17 protein-coding genes are annotated in these 16,244 nt (G+C 47.9%); 13 read left to right on the top strand and 4 right to left on the bottom strand.

From position 1 onward, the window contains the following. The first annotated feature begins 183 nt into the window (after positions 1-183). The 12 genes from LK436_RS10720 (at position 184) to rsfS (ending at position 10,387) form a co-directional block, all read left to right on the top strand. Positions 184-2,049: a TIGR03960 family B12-binding radical SAM protein gene (locus tag LK436_RS10720; RefSeq protein ID WP_008398298.1), complete on the top strand. Its 1,866-nt coding sequence runs from the start codon at positions 184-186 to the stop codon at positions 2,047-2,049. Continuing rightward, positions 2,033-2,764 (top strand): TIGR03936 family radical SAM-associated protein, encoded by a 732-nt coding sequence (locus LK436_RS10715; protein WP_008398297.1) that lies wholly within the window; start codon positions 2,033-2,035, stop codon positions 2,762-2,764. The genes LK436_RS10720 and LK436_RS10715 overlap by 17 nt, the downstream gene beginning before the upstream one ends. Beyond that, on the top strand, positions 2,745-4,070 hold the full coding sequence (locus LK436_RS10710; RefSeq protein ID WP_008398296.1) for a ribonuclease E/G: 1,326 nt from the start codon (positions 2,745-2,747) through the stop codon (positions 4,068-4,070). The genes LK436_RS10715 and LK436_RS10710 overlap by 20 nt, the downstream gene beginning before the upstream one ends. Before the next feature lie 529 nt (positions 4,071-4,599). After that, positions 4,600-5,628: a tyrosine-type recombinase/integrase gene (locus LK436_RS10705; protein ID WP_008398294.1), complete on the top strand. Its 1,029-nt coding sequence runs from the start codon at positions 4,600-4,602 to the stop codon at positions 5,626-5,628. A gap of 370 nt (positions 5,629-5,998) precedes the next feature. Continuing rightward, on the top strand, positions 5,999-6,307 hold the full coding sequence (gene rplU, locus LK436_RS10700; protein WP_008398292.1) for a 50S ribosomal protein L21: 309 nt from the start codon (positions 5,999-6,001) through the stop codon (positions 6,305-6,307). A 6-nt stretch (positions 6,308-6,313) separates the two neighbouring features. Further along, the gene (locus LK436_RS10695; protein ID WP_008398291.1) at positions 6,314-6,643 is read left to right on the top strand and encodes a ribosomal-processing cysteine protease Prp; all 330 of its coding nucleotides are present in this window, start codon (positions 6,314-6,316) and stop codon (positions 6,641-6,643) included. 3 nt (positions 6,644-6,646) lie between these two features. Continuing rightward, a complete protein-coding gene (gene rpmA, locus LK436_RS10690) occupies positions 6,647-6,937 on the top strand; it encodes a 50S ribosomal protein L27 (protein WP_008398290.1) in 291 nt (96 codons plus the stop codon). An 80-nt stretch (positions 6,938-7,017) separates the two neighbouring features. Further along, a complete protein-coding gene (gene obgE, locus LK436_RS10685; protein ID WP_008398289.1) occupies positions 7,018-8,310 on the top strand; it encodes a GTPase ObgE in 1,293 nt (430 codons plus the stop codon). Between the two features lie 128 nt (positions 8,311-8,438). Further along, positions 8,439-8,732: a ribosome assembly RNA-binding protein YhbY gene (gene yhbY / locus LK436_RS10680; RefSeq protein ID WP_044931569.1), complete on the top strand. Its 294-nt coding sequence runs from the start codon at positions 8,439-8,441 to the stop codon at positions 8,730-8,732. 35 nt (positions 8,733-8,767) lie between these two features. Then, positions 8,768-9,388 carry a nicotinate-nucleotide adenylyltransferase gene (gene nadD, locus LK436_RS10675; RefSeq protein ID WP_008398287.1) on the top strand — a complete coding sequence of 207 codons (621 nt, stop codon included), beginning with the start codon at positions 8,768-8,770 and terminating at the stop codon, positions 9,386-9,388. A 56-nt stretch (positions 9,389-9,444) separates the two neighbouring features. Next, entirely contained in the window at positions 9,445-10,029 is a 585-nt protein-coding gene (gene yqeK / locus LK436_RS10670) for a bis(5'-nucleosyl)-tetraphosphatase (symmetrical) YqeK (protein WP_008398286.1), read from the top strand. Between the two features lie 4 nt (positions 10,030-10,033). Then, complete coding sequence (gene rsfS / locus LK436_RS10665) at positions 10,034-10,387, top strand: ribosome silencing factor (protein WP_008398285.1); 354 nt, start codon at positions 10,034-10,036, stop codon at positions 10,385-10,387. 141 nt (positions 10,388-10,528) lie between these two features. On the opposite strand, the gene lexA is transcribed toward rsfS, so the two are convergent. After that, on the bottom strand, positions 10,529-11,146 hold the full coding sequence (gene lexA / locus LK436_RS10660; RefSeq protein WP_008398284.1) for a transcriptional repressor LexA: 618 nt from the start codon (positions 11,144-11,146) through the stop codon (positions 10,529-10,531). Positions 11,147-11,379: 233 nt separating this feature from the next. Here lexA and LK436_RS10655 point away from each other — a divergent pair, with 233 nt between their 5' ends. Beyond that, positions 11,380-11,736 carry a LysM peptidoglycan-binding domain-containing protein gene (locus LK436_RS10655; RefSeq protein WP_008398283.1) on the top strand — a complete coding sequence of 119 codons (357 nt, stop codon included), beginning with the start codon at positions 11,380-11,382 and terminating at the stop codon, positions 11,734-11,736. 433 nt (positions 11,737-12,169) lie between these two features. On the opposite strand, the gene LK436_RS10650 is transcribed toward LK436_RS10655, so the two are convergent. From LK436_RS10650 to LK436_RS10640, 3 genes are all read right to left on the bottom strand, one after another. Next, positions 12,170-13,384 carry an IS256 family transposase gene (locus tag LK436_RS10650; RefSeq protein WP_227910034.1) on the bottom strand — a complete coding sequence of 405 codons (1,215 nt, stop codon included), beginning with the start codon at positions 13,382-13,384 and terminating at the stop codon, positions 12,170-12,172. A gap of 123 nt (positions 13,385-13,507) precedes the next feature. Then, positions 13,508-14,560 carry a tyrosine-type recombinase/integrase gene (locus LK436_RS10645; RefSeq protein ID WP_008398224.1) on the bottom strand — a complete coding sequence of 351 codons (1,053 nt, stop codon included), beginning with the start codon at positions 14,558-14,560 and terminating at the stop codon, positions 13,508-13,510. 25 nt (positions 14,561-14,585) lie between these two features. Then, on the bottom strand, positions 14,586-15,311 hold the full coding sequence (locus LK436_RS10640; RefSeq protein WP_008398221.1) for a tRNA 2-thiocytidine(32) synthetase TtcA: 726 nt from the start codon (positions 15,309-15,311) through the stop codon (positions 14,586-14,588). Between the last annotated feature and the right edge of the window lie 933 nt (positions 15,312-16,244).

Genomic DNA, 16,244 nt, shown 5'->3' with positions numbered 1-16,244 from the left:
TGGTGGTTGCCTAATTCAGGAAAAACACTTATAATTATACTCCGTATTGTATTGTGTCGGATTGTGTTGTGTGATATGGAAAAACAAAAGAGCTCACGCGCTCCCTGTTCTTTTTTAAACAGACAACTGCGTGAATGCAACTTGGATTTTTATGTATAATACACAATAGAAAAGGAAATTTTTATGAGAAAACTAGCTTTAAGTGATGAAATTTTGCTGTCCATCCAGCAGCCGGCCCGGTATATCGGCGGCGAAGTGAATTCGGTAGTGAAGGACCCGAAAAAGGTGGATGTACGCTTTGCCATGTGCTTTCCGGACGTGTACGAAATCGGAATGTCCCACTTAGGCATCCAGATCCTCTATGATATGTTCAACCGAAGAGAGGACGTATACTGCGAGCGGGTGTATTCCCCGTGGCTTGATCTGGACCGGATTATGAGGGAGAAGCAGATTCCTCTGTTTGCCGTGGAATCCCAGGACCCAATAAAGGAGTTCGATTTCCTCGGAATTACGATTCAGTATGAAATGTGCTACACCAATATTCTCCAGGTGCTGGAGCTGTCCCAGATCCCGCTTCACGCAGCCGACAGGACAGAGGAGGATCCCATTGTCATCGGCGGAGGCCCCTGTACCTACAACCCGGAGCCGATTGCCGAGTTCTTCGACCTGTTCTACATGGGCGAGGGAGAGGTGGTGTATTTTGACCTTCTGGATCGGTATAAGGAAAACAAGAGAAACGGCGGCAGCAGGAGAGAGTTCCTGGAGATGGCGGCCGAGATCCCGGGCATCTATGTGCCGGCCTTCTACGATGTATTCTACAAGGAGGACGGAACCATAGACCGGATGGTTCCAAACAACCCCCATGCTAAGGAGACGGTGTCAAAGCAGCTTGTGATGGAAATGAGCGATACGTATTATCCGGAAAAACCGGTGGTTCCGTTTATCAAGGCTACCCAGGACAGGGTGGTGCTTGAGATCATGCGCGGCTGCATCCGCGGCTGCCGGTTCTGCCAGGCGGGAATGGTGTACCGCCCGGTGAGGGAGAGGAACCTTGAATACTTAAAAGATCTGGCCTATAAGATGTTAAAAAATACCGGCCATGAGGAGATCTCCCTGAGCTCTTTAAGCTCCAGCGACCACACGCAGCTGGAGGGCCTTGTGAACTTTCTCATCGATGAATTTGACGGAAAAGGAGTCAATGTATCCCTGCCGTCTTTAAGAATCGACGCTTTCTCCCTGGACGTGATGAGCAAGGTGCAGGATGTGAAGAAGAGCAGCCTTACGTTCGCGCCGGAGGCAGGCTCCCAGAGGCTTAGAAATGTCATTAACAAGGGGCTGACAGAGGAGGATATTCTCCGCGGCTCCCACGATGCCTTCCTTGGGGGATGGAACCGGGTGAAGCTCTATTTCATGCTGGGCCTTCCGACGGAGACGAAGGAGGACATGGAGGGGATTGCCGAGCTGGCTGAGAAGGTGGCTGAGGAGTACTATAAAGTTCCGAAGGATCAGAGAGTCGGAAAGGTGCAGGTCGTGTCCAGCACCTCCTTCTTTGTGCCAAAGCCGTTCACCCCGTTCCAGTGGGCTACGATGTTTACAAAGGAGCAGTATCTGGAAAAGGCTCATATAGTAAATGACAGGATGAAGTCCATGCTGAATCACAAGAGCCTGCGCTACAACTGGCATGAGGCAGATGTGACGGTCCTTGAGGGCGTCATGGCCCGCGGAGACAGAAAGGTGGCAGCAGTCATTGAGGAGGCCTACCGGAATGGGGCCCTCTATGATTCCTGGTCGGAGAGCTTTAAGAATGACGTATGGATGAAGGCCTTTGAAACCTGCGGCGTGGATCCGGATTTCTATACCCTCAGGGAGCGCTCCCTGGACGAGGTATTCCCCTGGGATTTCATTGACGCCGGAGTGACAAAGGAGTTTTTAAAGAGGGAGTGGAACCAGGCCATGAATGAGACGGTTACACCGAACTGCCGCCAGAAATGTTCTGCCTGCGGTGCATTAAAGTATAAGGGAGGCGTCTGCTATGAAAATAAGAATTAAATTCAGGAAGCAGGGCGCTGTAAAATTTATCGGCCACCTGGACATTATGCGGTATTTCCAGAAGGTCATGCGCCGGGCTGACGTAAATATCCGCTACAGCGAGGGATTCAGCCCTCACCAGATCATGTCCTTTGCCGCTCCTCTGGGCGTGGGACTCACCAGCAATGGAGAGTACATGGATATTGAGGTGCTTGACACAGACAGCTCAGAAGAGATGGTTCGCCGGATCAATGCTGTCAATGTGGAGGGGATCACGGTGACGTCCTACCGGAGACTTCCGGATTCTGCCAAAAACGCCATGGCTCTGGTGGCGGCAGCCGACTATACCATGTGGTTTAAGGAGGGCTATGAGCCGGAGGATGAGAAGGCGTTCTGGGACGGACTGGCAGAGTTTTTAAAGAGAGATTCCATCGAGGTTGTGAAAAAGACGAAAAAGGGAACAAAGGAGATGGATCTGAAGCCCTATATCTATGACTATACTATTGACAATGGCTCAGGAAAAACAGGAGCAGGGAGCATCTTTATGAAGATCTCTGCCGGAAGTACAGCCAACGTGCGGCCGGAGCAGGTGATAGGCGCCTACTTTGAGTCCATGGGGCAGGAGTACCCGCCGTTTGCCTTCCAGATTCAGAGGGAAGAAGTTTACGGCGATCAGGGAGATGAGAACGGCCACAGGTTCGTGGCTCTGGAGGACTATGGAGAGGAAATCAAATAAGCTTCTGATTACGAGATGGAACGGTCAGATTCTCACGGCACTTACCGAGGACGGCAAGTGCCGTTCTCTGAATCTGGAACCGGCAGATTCCCGGGGAATCCTGGGGAATATCTATATCGGAAAGGTAAAAAATATTGTAAAAAATATTAATTCTGCCTTTGTGGATCTGGGCAGCGGGCAGATAGGCTACTACAGCCTGAAGGAAAATAAAAGGCACCTGTTTACTGATGAGATAGCTGCCGCACAGGCGGGAAACCGGAAAAAAACAGAAGGCGAGGAGAATGGGACTGAGGAAGGGTGGATGAAAAAGTCCGATGGCTTCCCTGTCAGGGCAAAAGAGCGTCTGCCGAAGGCGGGGGATGAAATTATCGTCCAGGTAGAACGGGATGCCGTAAAGACCAAGGATCCGGTGCTCACCTCAAACCTGAATTTTACAGGAAAATATCTGGTGCTGACCCTTGGAAAAAACCAGATAGGCTTTTCCGGAAAAATCAGGGACGGAGCCTGGAAAGAAAGTCTGAAGAAAATTCTGGAGGAGAAAAAGGACGACAGCTTCGGCATCATTGTGAGGACAAACGCGAGAGAGGCAGACATACAGAGCATCCTCAGGGAGCTTGAGCTTCTGAAGGAGCGGAAAAGCCGCCTTTTTGCCACAGCCGGCTGGCGTACCTGCTACAGCCTTTTGTCTTCATCCGAGCCTTCTTATGTGAACAGTATCCGGGATACCTACGCGGAGAATCTGGAAGCGATTGTGACAGACGACAGAGACTGTTATGACGCACTCAGGACTTATATGGAGGAGAATCAGAGAGAGGATCTGGAGAAGCTGTCCTTCTATGAGGATACTATGGTCCCCCTTGCCAAGCTCTACAGCCTGGACACTGCCATGGAGCAGGCGCTGGGAAAACACGTGTGGCTCAAATCAGGGGGCTATCTTGTCATAGAGCCAACAGAGGCTCTCACCGTAATTGATGTAAATACAGGAAAATATGCGGGGAAAAAGACGCAGGCTGAGACGATTCTCAGGATCAACCGGGAGGCGGCAGTGGAGATTGCCCGGCAGATGCAGCTTCGGAACCTCTCCGGCATTATCATAGTAGACTTCATTGATATGGATGCCGATGAGGATAAGAAGGAATTAATGAGGCTTCTGGAACTGGAGCTTCTTCGGGACCCTGTAAAGACTGTGCTGGTAGAGATGACGAAGCTGGGGCTGGTAGAAATCACAAGGAAAAAGATCAGACGGCCCCTCGCAGAGCAGGTAAGAGAGCTAAGGAGCCGGCAGCAGCTAAAAGAAAAGAATTGAAAGAATAAATTAGAATTAAACAGCCAAAGGGATGAAGGGGAGAGGGGACAGAAAGAGGATAAAAGAGGAAGAAGATTAAAGAAGATAGAAGGGAGCTAAAAAGAACAGAAAGTCAAAAGAAGTTAAAAGAGAAGTTGTATCTCCGTTGGCAAGAACGCAATAAACGGCGCCATGAACGTCTTGGATAAGAAAAAGTAAAGAAAAAAAGAGAACATGAAAAAGGAATATGAAAAAATTTTCGCCCTATGAAATCGTTTTTTATAATTATTTACTTTTCCCTCCGCCTTCTCTCAAAAAGCAAAAACCTTCTTCCCTCCACACATCAAAAAATATCACCTACGACAGATACTCATTTTACATTATAGACTCCCGCTGCATAACAGTACTCCTGTATACGGCAATACTGTATATTTCCTGTATAATTTATGAATTTTTATACAGTATATTGATAACTATTTAACCAACTTGAGAGACGAGCAGATTATCAGTTAGAATCACTTAAGATATCAGAAAGGAGGCCAGCCGCTTTATGGATAAGAAGAATGAAGAATCCCTACAGTCCCTCAGCCCCTATTTCTCCCCGCTGTTTCTCTCGGCTTTTTCGGCCTACAGCTCCCGTTTTAAAAAAGAGAGAACCAGGAGAGAGTACCTGTACGCAATCGCCTCCCTCTGCAACAGCGCCGGGTGCAGCTTCTTTGAACTTCGCCCTGAGCATATTTTGGAATATTTTCAGTCGTCCGATCTGAAATCTCAAGGTTCTGCAAATGATGCAGCATCTTCAAAGCCCGCAGAGCCTTCAGTCCCTTCGCCTGCCAAAGAAACATCCCTTCACTACAATCTCAGGGTATACCGGGCCTTTGCACGCTTTCTGGACGAGCACGCCGAACAGTACGGCCTGATGCCGGTCTATACCGGGCTTTTTTCCTCTCTCAGTTCCTCTTCCGAGGAGATGGAGTTTTCCATGGAATCCCTCCCGTCCTTTGAGGCAATAAACTGTGTCCTCGGCTGGCTCAGGGAAACCAATGACTTGACCACCTTCACAGCCGTTACCCTGGCTCTGCGCTGCGCCCTCACGGTTCAGGAGCTCGTGAGTCTTCGACGATCCATGTTTTTCCTTGATGCCCATGGGAGAACAGGGCTTCGCCTTCCCGTATCAGACAGCCGTAAAAGCTCAGGCAGTTCAGGTGCCAGAAGCCGGATCGTCAAAGTCCCTGAGGATGCGGCAGAAATCATACGCCTGCTCACTGCGGGGCGTCCGGCAGGAGAGGAGAACAGGGAGCAGAGCCTTCTTCTCAATAAGTACGGCCGCCCTCTGACGGTCCGTTCCCTTCAGATGCGTCTGAGAGAGGCCTGTCTGGCCTGCAAAATCCCCGCCTTTACCATGAATGACCTGCGCACACTGGGGATTGCCATGATGCTGAGAGGAGGCGCCTCTGTCAGCCAGGCTGCCGCTTACACAGGAGCCAGAAATACAGACTGGTTTTTCCGCTACAACCGCATTGTGACAGAGTTAGATGACTCGGCAGCTGACTACAGCCATCTGAGGATCGTTCCCTAGAACCCAGTCCGGCCCCCTGTCCTTTGTCAGCAGTCAAAACTGCTCTAAAAACTGCTGTAATTTCTCGTAACAGTTCAGCCATGCGAAGATTAGGACAGGAAAACTCTTATGAAAGCACGCTTTCAACGCATTTTCCTGTCCTAATCTTCATAGGGCGGACGCCAGACGCTTCTTGTCCGCTTCAAGCGGGCAAGAAGATATATGGCTGAACTGTTACAATTTTTTCATATTTCTCCCATCAACATGGTTGACAACACGCAAAAACAATGCTATTATACTACAGTATGCCGCACAGCGAGGCTGACAAGTCCGGTGATTTTCAATCCGTCCGGCGCCGAAACTGGCGAGTAATGATAAGAGGAGGTGCCATATGTACGCAATTATTGCAACAGGTGGTAAGCAGTACAAAGTAGCCGAGGGCGATATCATTAAAGTTGAGAAACTTGGTGCAGGTGCTGGCGAGACAGTTACCTTTGATCAGGTTCTTGCCGTAAACAACGGTGAGTTAAAGATCGGATGCCCGACCGTTGACGGTGCAACAGTTTCCGCAACTGTAGTAAAAGAGGGTAAAGGCAAAAAAGTTATCGTTTACAAGTACAAGAGCAAGACTGGCTATCACAAGAAGAACGGTCACAGACAGCTCTTCACACAGGTTAAGATTGAAAAGATCAACGCTTAATCAGAGATGATAAGAGTAAACGTATTCAAAGATTCTGATGGGAACTGCCGTGGAATCCAGTTAAAGGGCCACGCAGGATATGACGATTACGGCAGAGATATTATCTGTGCTTCCGTGTCGGCTCTCGCACTCAACATGGCAAATTCTGTTGAACAGTTTACGGACGACGGATTTGACGGGAGTGTGGAGGAGGAGAGCGGAGCATTTGAATTTTCCTTTACCGGCAATATCAGCACAGAATCGAAACTCCTTATGGATTCGCTTATTCTGGGACTCCGGAATATTGCTGAAACCTACGGAGAACAATATATTAAAATCCGGTTTGAGGAGGTGTAAGTGATGTTTAAAATGAACCTTCAGTTATTCGCTCACAAAAAAGGTGTTGGTTCTACAAAGAACGGCCGTGATTCCGAGTCCAAGAGACTGGGAGCCAAGAGAGCAGATGGACAGTTTGTATTAGCTGGAAACATTCTTTACAGACAGCGTGGTACAAAGATTCATCCAGGTGTCAACGTAGGCCGCGGTGGAGATGATACATTATTCGCTAAGGTTGACGGCGTTGTTAGATTTGAGAGAAAGGGCAGAGACAAGAAGCAGGTTTCTGTTTACCCAAGAGCAATTAACGAGTAATTAAAACAGCTCCATACCTCATCGTATGGGGCTGTTTTTTGGATATGTGAAAACAAACAGCGAAAGGAACAGGTGTTATTATGTTTGCCGACAGCGCAAAAGTATATATCAGATCCGGAAAAGGCGGAGATGGCCATGTAAGCTTCAGGCGTGAACTGTATGTGGCTGCCGGTGGCCCTGACGGCGGAGACGGCGGAAGAGGCGGAGACGTAATCTTCGAGGTTGACGACGGTCTCAACACGCTGACAGACTTCCGCCATGTCCGCAAGTATGCGGCACAGGACGGTGAGCCGGGCGGGAAACGCCGCTGCCATGGAGCAGACGGTGAGGATATAATCATCAAGGTTCCCGAAGGAACTGTAATCAAGGATTTTGAGTCCGGAAAGGTGATCGCCGATATGTCCGGCGACAACCGGCGGGAAGTGATCTTAAAGGGCGGAAAGGGCGGCCTTGGCAATATGCATTTTGCCACGTCTACCATGCAGGTTCCCAAATATGCTCAGCCGGGACAGCCGGCCCAGGAGCTCTGGGTTCAGCTTGAATTAAAGGTGATCGCCGACGTGGGACTTGTGGGCTTCCCCAATGTGGGAAAATCCACCCTTCTCTCCCGTGTATCCAACGCCAGACCCAAAATTGCAAACTACCACTTCACAACCCTGAACCCCCACCTGGGAGTTGTGGACTTAAGTGAGGGGCAGGGCTTTGTGATGGCTGACATTCCGGGGCTTATTGAGGGAGCCTCCCAGGGCGTGGGCCTTGGCTACTCTTTCTTAAAGCATATTGAGAGGACAAAGGTTCTCGTCCATGTGGTGGACGCCGCGTCCACAGAAGGAAGGGATCCGGTGGCCGATATTAAGGCTATCAACGAAGAGCTGCGGGCCTATAATCCGGAGCTTCTGAAGCGTCCGCAGGTCATCGCCGCCAATAAGATTGACGCCATCTACGTGGATCCGGAAAGCGGGGAGGAGAACCCCGTAGAGCGCCTGAAAAAGGCCTTTGAGCCGGAGGGAATCCAGGTATTTGCCATCTCTGCTGTCAGCGGCCAGGGCGTGAAGGAGCTTCTCTACCACGTAAACGAGCTGCTGAAAACAGTGGATCAGGCCCCTGTTATTTTTGAAAAAGAGTTTGAATACCAGTATCAGGCTGAAAATCTGCCGTACACCGTTGAGAAGAATGAGGACGGCGTCTATGTGGTTGAGGGGCCGAAGATTGAGAAGATGCTGGGATATACAAACCTGGACTCCGAGAAGGGCTTCCAGTTCTTCCAGAAATTCCTGAAGGACTCCGGTATTCTGGCAGAGCTTGAGGAGGCCGGCATCGAGGAGGGCGATACAGTCCGCATGTACGGCCTGGAATTTGATTATTATAAATAGAGACAATATTCGTAAATGGAACTTCTATAAAGAACCGTTAAAGAAATTATGTGATATACAGAGACAGCCGCGGCGGCAGGAGGATCTTCCGTCCTGCGATGCCGCTGCCGGCTGATAGGGGAATAGATATGACAAGTAAACAGAGAGCCTATTTAAAAGGGCTGGCTATGACAATAGATCCGATTTTCCAGATTGGAAAATCCAGTGTAACTCCTGAGCTCACCGCTGCAGTGGCAGAGGCCCTGGAGGCGAGAGAACTGATTAAGCTGAGCATTCTTAAAAACTGTCTGGACGATGGAAAATCCGTTGCCGCCGTGCTGGCTGAGCGCACTCATTCTGAGGTGGTTCAGGTAATCGGAAAGAAAATCGTTCTCTATAAGCCAGCTAAGGATGAAAAAAAGAGAAAGATCGTTCTTCCGTAAGGCTGAACTGTCCGGGAAGGGAGGCCTGACTGAAAGTGAAGAAGATAGGTATTATGGGCGGAACCTTTGATCCCATCCATTCAGGCCATCTGATGCTTGGGAAGCAGGCATATGAAGAATATGATCTGGACTGTGTCTGGTATATGCCGTCCAGACAGCCGCCCCACAAAAAAGATCACGGGATCACTCCTGCTGCCCTGCGCCTTGAAATGGTGAATCTGGCAGTGGAGCGCACGCCGTTTTTTTCCTGCTCCGATTTCGAGCTTCGCAGAAAGGATGGAAACACCTATACGGCTGACACCCTCCGCCTTCTGAAAGAAGAGTATCCCGACACAGAGTTTTATTTTATTGTGGGAGCAGATTCCATCTTTGACATAGAAAAATGGTATCATCCAGAGCTTGTGATGAAGCTCGCCGTCATTTTAGCTGCAGACCGCTCCTGCGGTCACGACGATCAGCCTCTGGACAGCCAGATCCGGTACCTTTCCGCAAAATACGATGCGAGGATCTGCCGGCTCCACTCCAGGAGGATGAATGTGTCGTCAGAGCATCTGCGCGCTATGATACGCCGCGGAGAATCTGTCTCCGCCTATATCCCGGAACCTGTGGAGCAGTTTATCAGACAGAAAAATTTATATCTCGATGAAAGACAGTGACGACAGCCGAAACGGTGAGACATTCCTCACTGTCTATACTGAAGGGGGCGCCGAATATGAACAGTAAAATTTTAAGCATCCGGGAGGATCTGGCATCCAGACTGAAGCCTGGAAGGTATGAGCATTCCCTGAGCGTTTCTTTTACCTGCATGGCTCTTGCCATGAAATACGGCTTTGATCTGGACCGGGCAGAGCTGGCAGGGATTCTCCACGACTGTGCAAAATGCTACGACAACACTGCGATCATAGAAAAATGCAGAAAATACGGCCTTGAACTGACAGAGGGAGAGCTTCAGGCCCCTTCCGTTATCCATGCAAAGCTCGGGGCTTTTCTGGCAGAGCACAGATATGGGGTGACAGATCCGGAGATTTTGAGTGCCATTGCCTGTCACACTACAGGAAAACCTGAGATGAGCCTGTTGGACAAAATTTTATATATTGCAGACTACATCGAGCCGCGCCGGAACAAGGTGGAGGCACTTCCCGAAATTCGCCGTCTCGCCTTTGAAGATCTGGACGAGGCACTGTTTCAGATAATGGAGGGAACGCTTCATTATCTCGAATCATCCGGCTCTTATACGGACACAATGACACAGAAAGCGTATCATTATTATAAAGAGAAGAAAGAGGAGAGTAAATAAACAGATGAGTCAATCAAAAGATATGGTAAAGCTGGCCGTAAAGGCTCTTGAAGATAAGAAGGGTGAGGACGTAAAGATTATCGACATCCAGGGCGTTTCCATTCTGGCTGACTATTTTATTATCGCCGGTGGCTCCAATGTCAGCCAGGTTCAGGCCATGGCGGACAACGTGGAGGAAGAGCTGTTTAAGGCTGGTTTTGAACCGCGCCAGATAGAGGGCTACAGCACGGCTAACTGGATTCTGATGGATTACGGCGATATTATCGTCCACATTTTCTCACGGGAGGATCGCCTTTTCTATGATCTGGAGAGAATCTGGCGGGATGGGAAAATGCTCGAAAGCGTTGACGAACTGTAAGAATACCGGAAATGCAGAGGCCCGGAATGAAAACACGGCTGTTTTCATTCCGGGCCTCTGAGATGTATGCAGTCCGATGCATGCAATTTCGTTTGCGCAGTTTCATAATTCCGTTTGTGCAGTTCTATTGGTCCAAATCTATTACATCATCATTCTGAACAGCCCAATCACTTTTCCGAGAATCTGAACCTCATCCACAAAAATAGGCTCCATAGAAGCATTTTCAGGCTGCAGTCTATAGTAGCCGTCCTCCCGGTAGAAGCGTTTCACTGTGGCGGAATCATCCAGCAGAGCTACCACAATTTCCCCGTTTTCGGCTGTATTCGTCTTTTCCACAAGAATCTGATCCCCGTTAAAAATTCCTGCCTCGATCATACTGTCGCCCTTTACTTTGAGCATAAAAATTTCTTTATTGGGGAGAAGCTCTGACGGGATTGGAAAGTAAGTTTCGATATTTTCCTGTGCCAGAAGAGGAGTTCCGGCAGCTACTGTGCCGATCAGCGGCACATTCACAACCTCTCGGCGGGCAAGGTTGAAGCAGTCATCGATGATTTCAATGGTCCTCGGTTTCGTGGGATCGCGGCGGATATATCCGTTCTTCTCAAGAGTTTCCAGATGGGAGTGAACGGATGATGTGGATTTGAGCTTGACAGCCTCACAGATCTCTCGCACAGCCGGCGGATATCCCTTCTTTAAAATCGTTTCTTTAATATATTCTAAAATTTCCTGCTGTTTTGGTGTAATTTTCTCCTGTGACATAGTAAAACCTCCCGTAGGTATTGGCAAAAAGAGTATTCTGCCCCTGATAATACTATATTAGCATAAATCTTTAAAAAAAGCAAACTTTTGTTCGATTTTTTTAAATCCCATTGACAAACGCATGTTCGGGTAATATAATACAGTTACAAGAAAGAACACGTGTTCGGGAACATAAGTTCCCTTTGTGTATCTGCTGTTTAGGTGAAACACACAGGATAAAGGAGATTATTTTTATGAAAGGTCAGAGCAGAAGACAAAACATTTCAAAGGTACAGAAAGATTCCGTATTCAGTAGAAGAACAGCAGTGGCGGTCCTCGCCGTTCTGCTTATCTGCGCATTTTTTACCGGAATGAATCTGCTCCACTCTCAGGCGCAGGAAAAGACCAGTCCCTATCACAAATACTACACCAGCATCCGAATCCAGGAGGGAGACAGCCTTTGGAGCATAGCAGAAAGCTATAAAACACATTCGGGAAAAAGTACAGCAGAGTACGTCCATGATTTAAGACAGATGAACTCCCTCTCAGATGATACCATACACGCGGGGAACTATCTGACCGTTTACTACTATGATTTAGAGCTGAAATAGAAGAACAGAAAATAACCGGAAGACAGCCTGCTGAGAGCTGCCAAAGCAGATTACCCATCAAACAGGCTGTACTGTATTCCCTTTTTCAGAAGCCCTGGGAAAATTCCGACGGAGGCTGTAAAATATTCTGTGTCTATGGGAATGAAACCTTCCAGATAAGAATTCGATATGTAGTGGTTTTTGTCGGCTTTTGCAGCCGTATCTTTTGTCGAATTTATCTTTCTGGTTATAGTATTTCCTGCCCGCTTTCTTTTATACATGCTTTTTAAATTTTTACATGCTGATTAGACATTTACAGAAGCCAAAGCCATTTCCCGTACTTCAGGTTTAAAACGGGCTTTCCCGGCTATACTGTAAATGTCTGTATAACAGAGCCGGAACAGCTGCTTATGCCTATAAAACGCTGTCCCGGCTTTTATTGCTTTTTCTTCCTTTACAGATACGGTGTAAGACGTTCCGGATACAGAAGAATCAGCTGGCTGAGCACCTGGTCCCAGTTCCGGTATCTCTGCGTCCATTTCTTTGTCACATTTCCGCTCGCCAGATACAGAATTTTCTCCAGCGCGCTGTCGCTCGGGAATACACTCTTTGTTTTTGTTACCTTCCGGTACTGGCGGTTCAGCCCTTCTATGATGTTTGTGGTATACATGATCCGGCGGATGTCCCCTGAAAACTGGAAAAAAGAACTGACATCCTCCCAGTTGTTTTCCCAGTTACTGACCGCGTATGGGTACTTCTTTCCCCATTTTTCCTTCACTGCCTCCAGCTCTGCCAGGGCTGCTGCCTCTGTCGGGGCATTATAGACCGCTTTGAAATCAGAGGAAAATTTCTTAAGGTCATTGTAATTCACATACTTGAAGGAATTGCGCAGCATGTGGATGACGCACCGCTGGATCTGTGCCTGCGGGTATACGGCCTGGATCGCGTCCTTAAATCCCGGCAGTCCGTCCACACAGAAAAACAGGACATCCTGCACGCCGCGGTTCTTCAGGTCATTGAGCATCCCCAGCCAGAACTTTGAGGTTTCATTGGCTCCTACAGTGATGCTGAGGATTTCCTTATAGCCTTCCGTTGTAACGCCCAGCACCACATAAGCGGCCCGGCTGAGGATCCTGCCCTCTTCCCTGACCTTGTAATGGATACAGTCCATAAAGACAAAAGGGTAGATGGGATTGAGGGGACGGGACTGCCACTCTTTGATTTCAGGGAGGATCCGGTCTGTGATCTTACTGACCATTTCAGCGGACAGTTCAATCCCATAGAGGTCCTGAAGCTGGTCATGGATATCCCTGGTGCTGAGGCCTCTGGAATAAAGGGAGATCACCTTATCCTCAATGCCGGAGATATCCCGCTGGTATTTGGGGATGAGCTTCGGCTCGAATTCCCCGTTGCGGTCTCTGGGGACGTCAATCTGGAACTCTCCATACTGGCTTTTCAGGGTTTTCTGGGAATGGCCGTTCCTTTTGTTAGAGGAAACGGAATCCCCTTTCTGATTCTTTTCATAACCGAGGGAGGCATCGAGTTCCGCTTCCATCAGCTCCTGGAGGATATCCTTAAAACTGTCCCTGAGGAGGGAATAGACATCAGCAACACTGGATAAGTTGTTATCAGCAATAATCTGTCGAATCTGTTCCTTAGCTACCGGCATAAAAATACTCCTTTTCGATAAGAATTTTCATATCGTAATTCTTACCAAAAAGGAGTCATTTTCTTCCAAAGACACAAACTTTTTTACACTACCTTCCGACGCCGGAGACAGTATGCTCTTTAATCAGTTTTCTCTAAGCTTTACCTTATTCCGGGCACTTCTTCGGCGTTCATCCTCGAGGGCTGCATAATGTTTCTTCGTTGTGTTGACATCTGCGTGGCCCAGAACGTCGGCTACCAGGTAAATATCGCCTGTCTCCCGGTAAAGATTCGTTCCGTACGTGCTTCTCAGTTTATGGGGGGTGATCTTTTTCAGAGGAGTGACAATCCGTGAATACTTTTTGACCAGATTTTCAACGCTTCTCACATTCATCCTCTTTTTCTGCATGGAGAGGAACAGTGCCTCCTCGTTCCCTGGCGCTGGTATCATTTTTTTCCGCTCTTCCAGGTAGGCTCTGAGCGCCTGCTCCACCTCGTCTCCGAAATAGATGATAACCTCCTTACCGCCTTTTCTGTGTATGCGGATTCCGTCCACATTGAAATCCACGTCATTCAGATTCAGCCCGATACATTCAGACACGCGGATTCCTGTTCCCAGCAAAAGGGTCATAAGGGCCAGATCCCTGATTTTCGTCTTCTCATGGTATGCCTTCTGCCTTTCTGTAAGCTCCTGGCCGTCCTCAACCAGGTCTAACAGGCGGGCTACCTCGTCGATTTCCAGCCGGATGATCTCCTTCTCATGGAGTTTCGGCAGCTTTACCAGTGCCGCTGGATTTGTCTTAATTCTCTCATTTCTGAAAAAATAGTTGTAGAAGCTCTTCAGCGAGGACATTTTCCTCGTCAGGCCTCTCTCTGTATTGACTAAATCCTCTTTATTTTCAGTGGAATGGCATTTCAGAAATTCCAGGTATTCCTCTAAATCCATGACGCCAATCTGATCCAATACGTCCACTGTAAAGTCGCGCTTATCCCGATCTTTCCAAAGGGGATTTGTCTGGCAGAGAAAGTCAAAAAAAATGCTTAAATCGTAGGCATATGCAATCCTGGTGCGGGAGGAGGTTCTCGGCTCAATCCCCCGGAAAAAGTCAGCGCAGAAGGGCGGAAGCTCCCCTATCAGTTTTCTCAGTTTTTTCGTATTTTCAATGGTTTCCTGCTCATGGTATGAAAGATTTGCCATTTCTAATCCCTCCAAATAAGTTCTCTCAGCGGCTTCTTTCTGGCCACCCCGGAATGTTTCCCGTTATAATAGCGTGGAACAGTCTGTCTTTGACGCCAGATGCCTCCATGTTAATGGTTTTAATCAACTGCTTCACATACTCCCTCTTGGTTTTCCCGTCAACCGGACAGGGGTTTTTGCATACCGGAAGGCTGTAACGGTTTTTAAATCCTATAATATCCGCTTCCGGGATGTATAAAAAAGGTCTGATAACGAATAAATCCATTCTGTCCAGATAGGTTTTCGGAGAAAATGAGTGAAACCGCCCCTCGTAGATCAGAGAAAGCAGCATTGTGTCAATCAGATCGTCTCTGTGGTGAGCATACGCAATTTTATTGCAGCCCAAATTTTTTGCAGCCTGATTGAGGGCCCCCTTCCTCATTTTCGCACAGAGCGCACAGGGATTCGATTCCTTCCTGGTCTCAAACACCACCTGGCTGATTTCTGTAGGGACAATTGTGTAGGGAACACAGAGAGAAGAGCAGAACTCCTGAGCTGCCTCCAGATTAAAGTTTCCAAATCCCAAGTCAACAGTTATAGCACATAAATCAAAGGACTTCGGATAGAATTTCTGAATATGCTTCAGCGCATACAGCAAAGCGAGGCTGTCTTTACCTCCAGAAAGCCCCACAGCAATTTTGTCACCTGATTCAATCATTCCATAGTCATCCAAAGCCTGACGCGTCAGGCTCAACAGTCGTTGTAACTTCATAAATTCTCCTGTATCTTCAGTGTCTGGGTATTGAAATAGTTGTCTTTATTCACTGCTCGTTTACCCAATATTCATTATAACATAAGAACGATTCTCTGCAAAACTGAAAAGTCAAAATATTCTGCCTGGCTGCAGCGGTTCCAAACCACAGACTGGGAATAGATCGGAAACGGCAATTCTTTATTGCTTTCTTGTTATTTAATTAACAATTAAAACGATCAATATGGCCGACATTAGCCACAGGAAGAACTTTAAAGTATGATTTCAGAAGGGCCAAACAGCTTTGCCACAGAGAACACTAGATGGCAGGGTATAGAGTGGAACATGGAAATAGGTGCAAAATGAGGCAAGGCGTACAACGAAGCAGAAAGCGGAAAGGTGAAAAGCGAAAAGGGACAGACGATTTATATAATCAAATAATTCATAATGTAAACATAAACAGCAGACAATACAAAACACTTTATAGCAGTCAGCAGAGTTTAAATAAACAAGGCACGGACTGGGCGATTGGACGAAATGATAAAGCTGTATATCTGAAACATTGAAGATTGCAAGGAGCGCAGCATAAAACACAAAAAACACAAATTAATCCCAGGAACAGGCCATGGACCTTGTGAAGGCACAAACAGGAACCGGTGAAAGGCAAAAGAGCTGTATAAACCGCTTTTCGCACAAACTATTCGATAAACTATTCTTTCACGAATAGTTATAGATGAAGGTGGCTCTTCTGTTCCGTAAGATGTTTTCCGGTTTGTTATCGGTGATTCTGGTTTTCATGTGCTGCTGTGCTATGCAGGTCCAGCCGGGTGAACTGATGGCGATATACTGAATCATTGATAATCTATAAAAATCCCCTGTAGCCATGCCCCAGGGGAAAAGTTTTTTTATCCGATTTCCTTCAGCATCAGGTTCCGGCCTTCCAGAACGGTTTGG

This window comes from Clostridium sp. M62/1 (assembly GCF_020736365.1).
GTDB lineage: Bacteria > Bacillota > Clostridia > Lachnospirales > Lachnospiraceae > Otoolea > Otoolea saccharolyticum_A.
The sequence above is the reverse complement of the archived record's forward strand: the minus strand, read 5'-3'. Positions and strand labels throughout refer to the sequence as shown.